At 70.8% G+C, this 12,215-nt stretch carries 14 protein-coding genes and 1 pseudogene; 8 read left to right on the top strand and 7 right to left on the bottom strand.

Annotated features, from left to right (window positions below; genetic code table 11):
- Window positions 1-230: 230 nt before the first annotated feature.
- The 7 genes from FV234_RS23430 to FV234_RS23395 are packed head-to-tail and all read right to left on the bottom strand — an operon-like array spanning window position 231 to window position 5,971.
- Window positions 231-1,226 (bottom strand): beta-propeller fold lactonase family protein, encoded by a 996-nt coding sequence (locus tag FV234_RS23430; RefSeq protein ID WP_147753647.1) that lies wholly within the window; start codon window positions 1,224-1,226, stop codon window positions 231-233.
- Window positions 1,223-1,762: an SRPBCC family protein gene (locus FV234_RS23425; RefSeq protein ID WP_238272081.1), complete on the bottom strand. Its 540-nt coding sequence runs from the start codon at window positions 1,760-1,762 to the stop codon at window positions 1,223-1,225. Before FV234_RS23425 ends, FV234_RS23430 begins: the two co-directional genes overlap by 4 nt.
- On the bottom strand, window positions 1,762-2,385 hold the full coding sequence (locus tag FV234_RS23420; RefSeq protein WP_147753649.1) for a DUF447 domain-containing protein: 624 nt from the start codon (window positions 2,383-2,385) through the stop codon (window positions 1,762-1,764). Before FV234_RS23420 ends, FV234_RS23425 begins: the two co-directional genes overlap by 1 nt.
- Before the next feature lie 4 nt (window positions 2,386-2,389).
- On the bottom strand, window positions 2,390-3,955 hold the full coding sequence (locus FV234_RS23415; protein ID WP_147753650.1) for a DUF6513 domain-containing protein: 1,566 nt from the start codon (window positions 3,953-3,955) through the stop codon (window positions 2,390-2,392).
- On the bottom strand, window positions 3,952-4,683 hold the full coding sequence (locus FV234_RS26820) for a uridylate kinase (protein ID WP_238272079.1): 732 nt from the start codon (window positions 4,681-4,683) through the stop codon (window positions 3,952-3,954). Before FV234_RS26820 ends, FV234_RS23415 begins: the two co-directional genes overlap by 4 nt.
- Entirely contained in the window at window positions 4,680-5,405 is a 726-nt protein-coding gene (locus tag FV234_RS23400; RefSeq protein ID WP_238272078.1) for a (5-formylfuran-3-yl)methyl phosphate synthase, read from the bottom strand. The genes FV234_RS26820 and FV234_RS23400 overlap by 4 nt, the downstream gene beginning before the upstream one ends.
- Before the next feature lie 50 nt (window positions 5,406-5,455).
- Window positions 5,456-5,971 carry a DUF3280 domain-containing protein gene (locus FV234_RS23395; protein ID WP_147813805.1) on the bottom strand — a complete coding sequence of 172 codons (516 nt, stop codon included), beginning with the start codon at window positions 5,969-5,971 and terminating at the stop codon, window positions 5,456-5,458.
- Window positions 5,972-6,169: 198 nt separating this feature from the next.
- On the opposite strand from FV234_RS23395, the gene FV234_RS23390 reads away from it, so the two are divergent.
- The 8 genes and pseudogenes from FV234_RS23390 to FV234_RS23355 all read left to right on the top strand — a co-directional run.
- Window positions 6,170-7,408: an ABC transporter substrate-binding protein gene (locus FV234_RS23390; RefSeq protein WP_147831976.1), complete on the top strand. Its 1,239-nt coding sequence runs from the start codon at window positions 6,170-6,172 to the stop codon at window positions 7,406-7,408.
- A gap of 153 nt (window positions 7,409-7,561) precedes the next feature.
- On the top strand, window positions 7,562-8,545 hold the full coding sequence (locus FV234_RS23385; RefSeq protein ID WP_147813807.1) for a YVTN family beta-propeller repeat protein: 984 nt from the start codon (window positions 7,562-7,564) through the stop codon (window positions 8,543-8,545).
- 49 nt (window positions 8,546-8,594) lie between these two features.
- Window positions 8,595-9,044 carry a hypothetical protein gene (locus FV234_RS23380; RefSeq protein WP_147753655.1) on the top strand — a complete coding sequence of 150 codons (450 nt, stop codon included), beginning with the start codon at window positions 8,595-8,597 and terminating at the stop codon, window positions 9,042-9,044.
- 14 nt (window positions 9,045-9,058) lie between these two features.
- Window positions 9,059-9,295 (top strand): hypothetical protein, encoded by a 237-nt coding sequence (locus FV234_RS23375; protein WP_147753658.1) that lies wholly within the window; start codon window positions 9,059-9,061, stop codon window positions 9,293-9,295.
- The gene (locus tag FV234_RS23370; RefSeq protein WP_147753656.1) at window positions 9,292-10,074 is read left to right on the top strand and encodes an ABC transporter ATP-binding protein; all 783 of its coding nucleotides are present in this window, start codon (window positions 9,292-9,294) and stop codon (window positions 10,072-10,074) included. The genes FV234_RS23375 and FV234_RS23370 overlap by 4 nt, the downstream gene beginning before the upstream one ends.
- Complete coding sequence (locus FV234_RS23365) at window positions 10,071-10,973, top strand: ABC transporter permease (RefSeq protein ID WP_238272076.1); 903 nt, start codon at window positions 10,071-10,073, stop codon at window positions 10,971-10,973. Before FV234_RS23370 ends, FV234_RS23365 begins: the two co-directional genes overlap by 4 nt.
- The gene (locus tag FV234_RS23360; protein WP_147753657.1) at window positions 10,970-11,599 is read left to right on the top strand and encodes a hypothetical protein; all 630 of its coding nucleotides are present in this window, start codon (window positions 10,970-10,972) and stop codon (window positions 11,597-11,599) included. Before FV234_RS23365 ends, FV234_RS23360 begins: the two co-directional genes overlap by 4 nt.
- Before the next feature lie 297 nt (window positions 11,600-11,896).
- Window positions 11,897-12,215 (top strand): annotated as a pseudogene (locus FV234_RS23355) (TonB-dependent receptor); the annotation flags it as partial.

Raw genomic sequence — 12,215 nt, 5'->3', positions numbered from 1 at the left:
AGACGCGGCCCGTAACCCGGGCTCCCATCGAAGAGGCAGAATCCAGCCTCTCGGACGTCGGCCAATCCGTGGCAAACACCGATAACGATCCAAACCGAGCGTAACACCAGACTTCTGCAGCAGCCTGCTAGAGCATTTTCAAGCGAGGTGGATGCCGGTTCGCGTGAAGAAAATGCGACCCCACAACAAGTTAGAGCATTTTCCGTGATCCAGAGATCACGGAAAATGCTCTAACGCAAAAAGTCCCCGAACGCCCGCGGGCTGTCGTCGGTCTTGATCTCGCGGGTCACCGTCAGCGTCTCGGCGTCGATCACCGAGAGCGTGTTCGAGCCCCAGTTGGCGACGATGACCGAGCGGCCGTCGGCGGTGGTCGCGATGCCCTCGGGGTGGTCGCCGACCTCGATCCGCGTCACGGGGGCGAGCGTGCCTCGGTCGAACACCGTGACGGTGCCGGAATACTGGTCGGTGACGAAGCCGCGCTTGTCCGTCAGGGCGATCACGTAGGGGCGCTGGCCGGTCTTCACCCGGCCGACCTCGCGCGCCGCGGAAAGGTCGATCACCGACACGTCGTCGCCGGTGACGTTGGCGGTGTAGGCGCGCTTGGCGTCGGCATCGATCGTGAGGCCGAACGGATGGTGGCCGACGGCGATCGTCGCGGTCGCGCGGCGGGTCGCGAGGTCGACCACCGAGACCGTGTCCGCCTCGCGGTTGGCGACCAGCAGCGTCGCGCCGTCCGGCGTCACCGCCAGCCCGGAGGGCGAGGCGCCGACCGCGATCTCGCCGTCGAGCTTCAGACCCGCCTCGCCCGGCACCAGCACGAACACCCGCTTGGCGTACCAGTCGGCGACGTAGACGGCGCCGCCCTTCGGGTTCGCCGCGATGCCGAGGGGACCGCCCGGCAGGGTCAGCACCTGCACGACCTTGCGCGTGGGAAGGTCGATGACGGCGATGCCCGGCGCGTCCGGGCAGGTCACGTAGGCCTGGGTGCGGTCGGGCGAGAAGGCGATGCCGGCGGGCGAGCCGGCGACCGGGATGCGCTGCAGGATCGTGCCGGCCGCGAGGTCGATCACGTCGACGGCGTTGTCGCCCTGCACGGTGACGACCGCCTCGGCGGCGCGCGCGGCGAACGGGGCGAGCCAGAGGGCCAAGGCCAGCGCGAGGACCGAGGCGAGCGAGAGGCCGGCACCCGGCCGGCCTCCGCGTCGCGTCGTCGTGAAACGGCTCAAGAGCCCTTCTCGACCTGCGCCTTCAGGGCGTCGAGGCCGGTGCGGTAGAGGCCGCGCACGGCCTTCTGGGAGGCCTCGTCGCTCAGCTCGGGCGGCGGGTCGTTGTTCATGTAGCCGCGGTAGAACGCGCCGTCCCACGACACCTTCGACTTGCCGTCGCCGTCGGCCTCGACCTTGAGCGTGGAGGAGTAGTCGTTGACCGGGAGGGTCTTCACGTCGACCTTGGTGATCCGGTACGAGTAGCTCATCTTCTCGGCGGAATACTTGTACAGGCTCTCCTCGACGGTGGCGCCGCCCTTGAGCGTCAGCACGCGGGTGGCCTTGTCGGGGGTGTTGCCCTCCTTGCCCTCGGTCTTCTCGACCAGGGGCAGCCAGCTCATGTCCTGGAAGTTGCCGATCACCTTCCAGACCTTGTCCGGGCTGGCGTTGATCTCGACCGTCTCCTCGACCTTCTTGCGGGTCGGGCCGTGGGCCTGGGCCGTGGTCGCCGCCAGCGCGGCGATCACCACGGCGCTCGTGAGGGCCAGTCTTCTCATCAGCATGTCACTCCTGAGGCTTCGCCGTCTCGTGCGGCGTCGGTGTCGGCGAGGATGCGGTCTTCCGTCCCGAGGTGGGCGGCGACCTTGTCCTCGATCCAGTCCCAGGCCTCCCGCTCGCGCGGGCCGGCCGTCTTGGATATCGCGATGGCGAGATAGCGCATCTCGGCCATGACCTTGTCGGGCGCCAGCATGTGGAGCCGCGTCGAGAGGATCGCCGCCTCCAGCACGGCGGCCTGCGCCCGGTTGTAGCCTATGAACGGGGCGTGGGCCGCCGCGTGGACCAGGCGTCCGCGGTAGCGCGGCCGGGTCGCGTCGGCCTCGACCGACGTCACCGCGAACTCGGCGTGGCCGAAGCTGTCGGCGAGGCGCCGTCCGCGGATCCTGTCGCACGCGACCGTCGGCCACTCGCGGCGGCCGGTGACGGCGCCCGCGATCACCCGCACGTCGCGCGGGCTCGACGCACAGAAGTACGGGTCGGCGTCGAGGTTGAGGATCGTCGGCGAGGGCCGGAACGGCGCCAGCACATAGTCGTCGCCCTCCGCGATCAGGCCGAAGGGCACGAGGTGCAGGGCGCCTTCGGGAGAGAGCGTGGTGACGATCGTCTCGAGGATCAGCGGCACCGGCTCAGGCCTCCCCGGCCGGCACGAGCTTGCCGCAGACGAGTTTTTGCGCGGGCGCCTCGGGCGTCGCCGACACCGACGCCTCGGCCGCGGCCTCCTCCGGCGCGATGGTGCGGGGCGCCGAGGCGCCGGCCTCGACCGGAACCTGCGCGTCGCGGGCGCCCGGCAGGGCGTCCGGCCCGGAATGCTTGGTGTGGCCGGCCTTCTTGAAGGCGGTGGTGTCCTCGACATCGGCGTCGGCGGCGCAGGCCCAGTCCAGCGGCTCGTCTTGCACGTAGCGCTTGCCGAGGCGCCACGCGGTCTCGGCCTTGGTCAGCTCGCCGCCGAGGTAGAACGCGTGGGCGCCGTCGCTGGCGACGTCGAGATCGGTGAAGAAGGCCATCGCGTCGGTGCCGACCTTGTGGACGTCGCGGTTGTAGACGTGGATCCCGTCCTCGGCGACCGCGATCCGGTAGTTCGGGTCGCGGACCTGGGCCGCCAGCGCCGCGATCTCGTCGGGCGTTTGCACGAAGGGACGCTTGTCGTGAAGTGCCAGAAGTGCCCGGCCGTAGCCCTTCGGCAGCGCCGCGTCGGCCTTGGCCGCGTACATCACCCGCCTCGCGGCATCGTGTTCCTCCACCGTGCGGCGGGTGTGGTTGGAGACCTGCACGATCAGGACGTTGCCGACCGACAGCTCCGAGCACATCCCGACCAGCAGCGCGGTGATCCCGAGGCTGTCGGCCTCGGTGAGTTCGGTGAGGTTGCCGGTTCCCATCATCATCGCGATGTCGGGCCAGCGGGCGCGGGTGGCGCGGTAGCGCTCGATCGAGTCGACGAAGCCGAAATGGATCGGCTCCAGGATCGGGTCGGCGATGAACGGGCGCCCCGCCGCCACCATCCGCGCGATGGCGCGGTCGAGGGAGGGCAGGTCGTCGGGCCGCGTCGGCACGAGGATCGGCACCGCGTCGGTCTCGAAGGCGAGGTCGAGAGTCTCCTCGTTGAGGCTCAGCAGGAAGTCGGCCCCGGCGGCCGCCCCCCGGCGCAGCTCGTCGATCGAGAAGGAGTCGACGCTGACCTTCAGCCCCTGCGCCTTCAACCCGCGCACGCACGCCTCGAGATGCGGGAAGTCGGTGTCCGGCAGGCCGCCGAGGTCGATCACGTCGGCGCCCCGGCGCGCCAGATCGAGTCCCTTGGCCACCACCTGGTCCGCGTTCATCTTCGAGGCGTCGACGATTTCGGAGAAGATGCGCAGGTCGTGGCGCGAGAGGTCGACCTTGCGGCCGGCCAAGCCCAGATGGGCCGGCAGGTCGACGATCTCGTCGGGGCCGCGCTCCACCGGCAGGCCGAAATGGGCGGCCAGCGCCTCAGGGTTCGCCCGGCAGCGCCCCGGCAGGACGATGCGGGTGGCGCCGTCGGGCAGGGTGACGCGGCGCTTGATGATCTCCTCGGTCATCAGCGCGGCGACCTTCACCCCGGAATCGGCGATGCTCCAGGCGAAGCGCTCGGGGGGCAGGGCGCTCGCGACCTTCTCCAGCCGGGCGCGCGCGAGCTTGCCGGTGACGAAGACGAGGTGCTCGGGCGCGCCGCTCATGCGGCGGCCCGGAGGTGGACGGCGCGCTCGCCGGCGGGCCCCAGGATCGCGACCGCGCCACCGTAACGGGCCGCGAAGGCCGGGAACGCGGCGTCGACCAGGCCGATCCGCGCGAGCGCCCGCGCGTCGGCACCCGCCGGCGCGTCGGCGGACTTCACCAGGATGCAGCGGGCGGCGCCGAGCTGCGTCGCCGCCCAGAGCGCGAGGCTGTCCGAGGTGACGTCCCAGGTCTCGGCGATGTCGGGGTGGCCGGCGCGCAGGGCTGCGGGGTCCCAGATGTGGGATCGAAGCGAGCCGGCGCCCTCGCGCGTCACCGTCCGAATGGACGGTTTCACGCCTGTCGCAGCGGTTTCGGATCGAAGCGCGGGTCCCCTCTCCCCATGGGAGAGGGGGCCGCGAGGCTCCACCCGCGTGTCTTCGGTGGCCCCGCCGGGCTCTTGAAGGCGCTGGTCCTCGAAGGCGAGGGCGATGACGGGAAGGCGCGGCTCAATCGCGTGAAGATAGTCCGCCATGCGGCTCATCGCGTCGAGCGCACGGCGATGCGCCTCGGCGTCGTCGAAGCCGTCGCGCCGCTGCGCCGCGCGGACCGCGTCGGCGTGTTCGCCGCCGCCCGGGACGACGAGGCAGGGGCCGAAGGCGCCCTCCGCCAGCGCGACGAGCAGCGCCCGCAGGCGTGCCGGGTCGGCTGAGAGGCTGCCCCCGACCTTGACGACGGTGCGCACGCTCACGCCGCGTCTCGCGCGGCCGGCCGGCGAAGCGCCCGCACGGCTTGCGACAGCCGCTGGGCGTCGAGGCCGTTGCGGCGGTCGCCGTCGCGGCAGAGGCCGCCGCGGAACCCGAGATAGTCCGGCCGGTGGGCGGCGAGGCCGGGGATGTCGCCGACGCGCAGCGACCCGGCGAGCCCCGACACCAGCCCCGCGATGCGGGCCGCGGCGACGAAGGCGGCGAGGCGCTCGCTGTCAATGAGGTCGGGCAGCCGGCGCCCGTCCTTGACCGCCGTGTCGATCATCGCGCCGATGAAGCCCGCCGCCGCGAGGCGCGGCGCGCAGTCCGGCTCGGGATCGTCCTCGGCGAACAGCACGGCGACGAGGCGGCCGGGCGCGGCGGCGCCGGCCGCGTGCAGGGCGGACACGTCGGCGAGCCAGTCGGGGCGAACCGCGACCTTGACCCAGGCGACGCCCGTCTCCGCCATGGCGCGGATCGCGGCCTGCCGCTCCGCCGGGGCCGGCTCCCCGGCCACCGCGCTCGTGGCCGCGCGGCCGGCGGTGTGCGCGACGACGGCGCGGACGATCTCCGCGGGCAGGGCGCCGAGCGCCCCGTTCTCCGGGTCCTTGGCGTCGATCAGGTCGGCGCCGGCACGGATCGCGACCTCGGCCTCGGCGGCGTCGCGGACGCTGACAAGGAGGCGGGGCAGGGGATGGGTCGAGACGGAAATGGCGGACTCGGACACGGGCGACCTGAACGGGAACGGCTCGGAGGCGGCGCGGACGCCGGACGACATCACGATTTGCCGGGCAGGGGCTCGGCGAGAAGGCGGTTCTTGACGATCCAGCGCATGGCATGCGTCCAGGTGTCGTCGGTGTCGGCCCGGATCACCACCTGCCCGCCGCGCACCACCTTGCCTGTGGCGGCGTCGGCGATCGCGACGTTGAGGTTGAAGATCTGGCCCGATCCCTTCTCCACATAACCGGTCACGGCGAGATCCGCACCCAGGGCCTTGGCGATCGGGGCGGCGCAGCCGTCGCACTTGTGGAGCGGCCCCTGCTTGTTCACCTCGGCCGCCTGCGGCGCGGTGTCGACGGGCTCCAGGCCGCCCTTGTCCTTGAGCGCGCTGCGCAGCTCCTCGGTGACGAGGGCGAGCTTGCGCACCTCGTCCGGCCGGGCCTTGCGCCCGCCGACGACGCCCGGATCGAACAGCTCGACGGGGAAGATCGCCGCCTTCATCGGGTCGGCCGCCGCCGCGCCCGGATGGCAGGCGGCGGCGAGCGCGAGGGGCACCGCCGCGCGAAGCATCATACCGCGAACGATTTTGCCGCGTGGGATCATGACGGAACTCCGGTCGGAGGCATCGGGGACGACCGCAACGCCGGCCGCTTCCCGGCATAAGGTCGCGCGGCGGGTTGTTTTTGCAATGATCGGTGCGCGCTGAACGTTTGGACCGACATGCGCTTAGCGTTTGAGTCCGCCCCCGGAATGCTGTTACGGCTCGCCCCCATGCTCGCCATCCTGCACGATCCTGCACCTTCCCTCGGCGCCGCGATGCTCGTCGCCCTCGGTCTCGCCGGCCCGGCGATGGCGCAGGAACCCGCCGCCGCCCCGGCCGCGCCCGCGGAGGCGGCCGCCACCCATGTCGGCCTGATCTACCGGCCGCAGCCCGCGCCGTCCTCCTACGATGCCGAGGCCGCCCCCGAGGACGAGGGGCTGGCCGGCGCGAAGATGGCGATTGCCGACAACAACACCACCGGCCGCTTCACCAAGCAGAGCTACGCGCTGGACGAGATCGCGCTCACCGAGGGCGGTCCCTCCGCGGTCGACGCGGCCAAGGCGCTGCTCGGCAAGGGTATCCGCTTCCTCGTCCTGGCGCTGCCGGCCGACGAGGTGCTCGCCGTCTCGGAGGCGGCCAAGGCCGACGGCAAGGGAGCTGTCGTCCTGAACGCCGCGGCGCCCGACGACCGCCTGCGCGGCGCCGACTGCCGCAGGAACGTGTTCCACATCGCCCCGAGCCGGGCGATGCAGACCGATGCGCTGGCGCAGTACCTCACCGTCATGCGCTGGCGGAAGGTGTTCCTGATCGTCGGCCCGACCGACGCGGACAAGCTCTACGCCGACGCGATGCGCAACTCGGCGAGGAAGTTCACCCTCAAGGTCACGGCGGAGAAGCCCTGGACCTTCGGGCCGCTGGCCAAGGCGCGGGGCGACACGCCGACCCGCGCCGAGGCGATGGTCTTCACCCGCGGGCTCGACTACGACATGGCGATCGTGGCCGACGAGGAGGCGGACTGGGGCGACTACGTCCCCTATCGCACCGTCGACCCGCGGCCCGTCGGCGGCACGCAGGGGCTTATCGCCACCACCTGGTCGCCGGTGCTGGAGACCTGGGGCGCCGCCCAGGCGCAAAACCGCTTCCGCCGCCTGTCGGGCCGGCTGATGCGGCCGCTGGACTACCAGGTCTGGGCCGCGGTCCGCGTCGTCGGCGACGCCGGGACGGCCAAGAAGAGCGCCGACCCGTCGGTGCTCGCCGCCTCCCTCGTCGACCCGGCCTTCGGCCTGCCCGCCTACAAGGGCGTGTCGCTCAGCTTCCGCCCCTGGGATCACCAGCTGCGCCAGCCGCTGATCGTGGTGCAGCCCAAGGCGCTGGTCTCGGTGGCGCCCGAGCAGGGCTTCCTGCACCAGCGCACGCCGCTCGACACCCTCGGGACCGACCTGCCCGAGACGACCTGCAAGTTCCCGTGACCACGCAAGTTCCCGTGACCGCGCTTGAGGGCAGGGGGAACGCGCCGTTCCGCCGCCCTCGCCACGCGGGCGAAACGCACTACACTGTCGGGCAATAGGGTTTCGGCGCCGTCAGAGCGCCAAGCCTGCGAGACACGAGGGGGAGGATCGCGAATGGACCGCTGCGTGAAAGCAGGGTTGGGGCTCGCCGCGCTCGGCGCGACGCTTCTGGGCTCGGCGCCGGCCGAGGCCTACACGGTCTACGTCTCCAACGAGAAGGGCAACTCGGTCAGCGTGATCGACACCGCGACGATGGCGGTGACCGGGACCTGGAAGGTCGGGCGCCGCCCGCGCGGCATCACCGTCAGCCGGGACGGCAAGGAGGTCTTCGTCTGCGCCAGCGACGACGACCGCATCGACGTGCTCGACGCCGCCACCGGCAAGGTGGTGCGCTCGCTCCGTTCCGGCCCCGACCCCGAGCAGTTCATCCTCGATCGCAGCGGCAACCCGCTCTACGTCGCCAACGAGGACGACAGCCAGGTCACGATCATCGACATCGAGAAGAACAAGGTGCTGGCCGAGATCCCCGTCGGCGTCGAGCCGGAGGGGATGGGCCTGTCGCCGGACGGAAAGGTGCTGGTCAACACCTCCGAGACCACCAACATGGCCCACTTCATCGACACCAAGACCTTCCAGGTGATCGACAACGTGCTCGTCGACGCGCGCCCGCGCTTCGCCGAGTTCACCGCCGACGGCAAGTTCCTCTGGGTCTCGGCCGAGGTCGGCGGCACCGTGAGCGTGATCGACGTGGCCGCGCGCCGCGTGGTGAAGAAGATCACCTTCAAGATCCCGAGCGTGAACGACGAGGCGATCCAGCCGGTGGGCATCCGCATCACCAAGGACGGGACCAAGGCCTTCGTCGCGCTCGGGCCGGCCAACCGCGTCGCGGTGATCGATGCCAAGACCTACGACGTGCAGAAGTACCTGCCGGTCGGCCAGCGCGTCTGGCAGCTCGCCTTCACCCCGGACCAGGCGATGCTGTTCTCCACCAACGGGACCTCCAACGACGTCTCGGTGATCGACGTGGCGGCGGAGAAGGTGGTGAAGAGCATCCCGGTCGGCCTGCTGCCCTGGGGCGTGGCGATCTCGCCGAACTGACCTTTTTCGCACGCAGGATTGCCGTCGACGGCAGCGCGGGGGGAACCGGATGACACGACGACTTCGACGGGCGGTTTCGGGATCGGCGATTTTGGGGCTGGCCGCGATCCTCGCGGCCGGTCCGGCGCTCGCGCTCGACCTCACCAAGAAGCGCGAGAACCTGCCCGACCTCGTCCTCGGCAACGACGAGGGCAACGACTTCGTCGTCGAGAACAAGGACATCGAGCTCGAATCCGGCAAGGCCTACCGGCTGCGGATCGTCGCCAAGGGCCACCAGGAATACAAGTTCTACGCGACCGAGTTCTTCCGCTACATCTGGTGGAACCAGATCGTGATCGAGCACAAGGAGATCCACGGCGGCGGCCCGCCGGACCACTTCGAGTTCGACGACCCGGGCGAGATCGCGATCGAGTTCGTGGCGATCAAGCCGGGCAAGTACACCTGGGAAGCCCGCGGCCTCGAAGCGAAGGGCGTGGCCGGCACGATCACCGTGAAATGACACACCGTGACATGATGCGCGCGCTTGTCCTCGCCGGCCTCCTCCTGACCAGCCCCGCCCTCGCCGACGACAAGGCCGCCTGCGCCGACGGCATCGCCCTGATCAAGGACGCGCTGGCCAAGGGCCCGCCCGAGGCGGCGCTGCCGAAGCTGCGCAAGGCCCTGCGCGTGGCCGAGCGCGAGCAGGGGGAGGGCGAGTTCGACGAGTGCCTCGACGCCGTCGGCGACGCCAAGCGGACGCTCGCGCGATGAGCGCGGGCGCAGTGGGCGCGGGCGCCACAGGCGAGGTTCCGGCGCTCGAGGTGGCCTCCGTCAGCCACAGCTTCGGCGCGCGCCGGGCGCTGTCGGACGTGTCGATCACCGTGGAGCGCGGGCGCTTCATGGCGCTGCTCGGGCCGAACGGCGCCGGCAAGACCACGTTGTTCTCGCTGATCACCCGGCTCTACAACAACCGCGACGGCCGGGTCGCGATCTTCGGCCACGCCCTCGACCGCGAGCCGTCGCGGGCGCTCGCCCGCCTCGGCGTGGTGTTCCAGGCGCGGACCTTGGACACCGACCTCACCGTCGAGCAGAACCTGCTCTATCACGCGGCCCTGCACGGCATCCCGCGCAAGGCCGCCAAGGCCCGGATCGCGGGGCTGCTCGACCGGGTCGGGCTGACGGACCGGCGCGCCGACAAGGTGCGCACGCTGTCGGGCGGGCAATCGCGCCGCATCGAGATCGCGCGCTCCCTCGTCCACCATCCGAGCCTGCTCCTGCTCGACGAGCCCACCGTCGGCCTCGACCTCGAATCGCGCGCCGACATCGTCGCGATCGTCCGCGCCCTCGTGCGCGAGGAAGGGCTCTCGGTGCTGTGGGCGACCCACATCTTCGAGGAGATCGCGCCCGAGGACGACGCCGTGGTGCTGCACAAGGGCCGCATCGTCGCGCGGGGAAAGGCCGGCACCATCGGCCGGGCCGACGAATCCCTCGAGGAGGCGTTCCGCCGGCTCGTGTCCGAGCCGGCCAAGCCGGCCAGGGAGGCCGCATGAGCACGCCAGTCGGCACGTCTGCGACGATCGCCTCTCCCACGAGCCCGGTCGCGCCGCGAGAGACCGCCCATCTCGGGCGGCTCGACGCGGTCGGCTACCTGATCTGCCTCGGCGGCATCGTCCGGCGCGAGCTGCTGCGCTTCTTCAACCAGAAGGAGCGGTTCTTCTCGGCGCTGGTGCGGCCGCTGGTCTGGCTGTTCATCTTCGCGGCGGGCTTCCGCAACACGCTCGGCGTCTCGATCGAGCCGCCCTACCAGACTTACGTCCTCTACGAGGTCTACGTGGTGCCGGGGCTGGCGGTGATGATCCAACTGTTCAACGGCATGCAATCCTCGCTCTCGATGGTCTACGACCGCGAGGTCGGCTCGATGAAGGTGCTGCTCACGAGCCCGTATCCGCGCTGGCTGCTGCTCCTCGCCAAGCTGATCGCCGGCGTCACCGTCTCGGTGGTGCAGGCCTACGCCTTCCTGGCCATCGCCTGGTTCTGGGACCTCGACATCCCGGCGGTCGGCTACCTCGCGGCGCTGCCGGCCTTCATCGCCGCCGGGCTGATGCTCGGGTCGATTGGCCTGCTGCTGTCGTCGATGGTCAAGCAGCTCGAGAACTTCGCCAGCGTGATGAACTTCGTGATCTTCCCGATGTTCTTCGCCTCCTCGGCGCTCTACCCGCTGTGGCGCATCCGCGAATCCTCGGAGACCCTGTACTGGATCTGCGAGTGCAACCCCTTCACCCACGCCGTCCAGCTCGTGCGCTTCGCCCTCTACGGGCAGTTCGAGCCGGTCTCCTGCGCGGTCGTGCTCGGCGTGACCTTCGCCTTCTTCACCCTCGCCGTCGTCGCCTACGATCCCGGCCGCGGCATCATGGCCCGGCGTGGCGGCCCGGCCGGAGACCCGTCATGATCGTTTTTCGCATCCTCCCTGCGGCGGTTGTCGCCCTCGCCTGCCTCGCCGGCCCCGTGCTGGCCCAACCCAAGACCGATCCCGACTGGCCCTGCGTCCAGCGCAAGGTCGCGACGCTGAGCCCCGGCCAGTTCTGGACCGGGCCGGACATCGCCGGAGCCGGCGCCTGGGGCGACGACGACGACGCGGCGGTGCTGGCCCAGAAGCTCGCCTCCCGCCGCACCGAGCTCAACGAGGTCGACCCGCTGCTCGACGCCTACGTCGCCAAGGTGCCGGCGGCCGACAAGGCCAAGGGCCTCGCCCACGTCTACGCCGGGGTGTTCGAGGTGGTGAACGGCGAGCGCGACAAGGTGATGGGCGGTATCGCGCGCTACGCGCAGGGGCAGCGCCGCATGGCCGAGCGCATCCGCGACGAGGCCGACACCATCAGCCAGACCAAGGACGGCCCGAGCGCGGCCGACGCCCGCGAGGTCTCGAAGGAGCAATCCGAGATCGAGACCAAGTTCGCCTGGGACCGGCGGATCTTCCAGGAGCGCAGCCAGTCGCTGACCTACGTCTGCGAGGTGCCGCAGCTCCTCGAGCAGCGACTCGGCGAGATCGCCAAGAAGATCCAGGCCCGGCTTTGAAGCCAGAGCCGGCGACCCGGAACCGGGTTGCCGATTCCTCCCGGGCAGCATTGCCGAAAACTCCCTAAGTCTTTGATGAGACATAGAAAATCTGTTGCACGCGAACCACGGGTCGTCCGTTTCGGCGTGTAACGGCGCCGTGAGCGGCGATTTCCGCCGGATCACGGTCGTCCCGCGATTGTCCGATCCCGACGCGCCTTGCATGAGTGCAGCTCAAGCAGTGCAAGGCGAGCAGTGCTGGGTAAGCCCGCCGCAGAGGGGGCGCGCCGCTCGTCGGTTCGGGGTTGGGGAATGACAATGCGGGCGCTTCGTGGAAGCCTGATCGCCTCGGTGGCGTTGCTGCCGGGTGCGGCCTACGCACAGAGTTCGGTGACGCTGTCGGAGATCAGCGTCGTGTCGACGACGCCGGTCGGCGGCTCGGGCTCGGGCTCCACGCGGGCCGCCCCGCCGCTCGGCGCGACCCCGATCGTGTCGCCGAGCGCGGCGCCTGTCTCGTCCGCCGGATCGCCGCGCCTGCGCGGCGGCGAGCAGCCGCTCTACAAGATCCCGAGCACGGTGGAGACCGTCACGGCGGCCGACCTCGACATCGACCGCGGCACCTTCAACGCGGTGGCGA

This window comes from Methylobacterium sp. WL8 (assembly GCF_008040045.1).
GTDB classification, from domain to species: domain Bacteria; phylum Pseudomonadota; class Alphaproteobacteria; order Rhizobiales; family Beijerinckiaceae; genus Methylobacterium; species Methylobacterium cerastii.
Note: the sequence above shows the minus strand (reverse complement) of the source record. Positions and strands in the feature narration are given on the sequence as shown.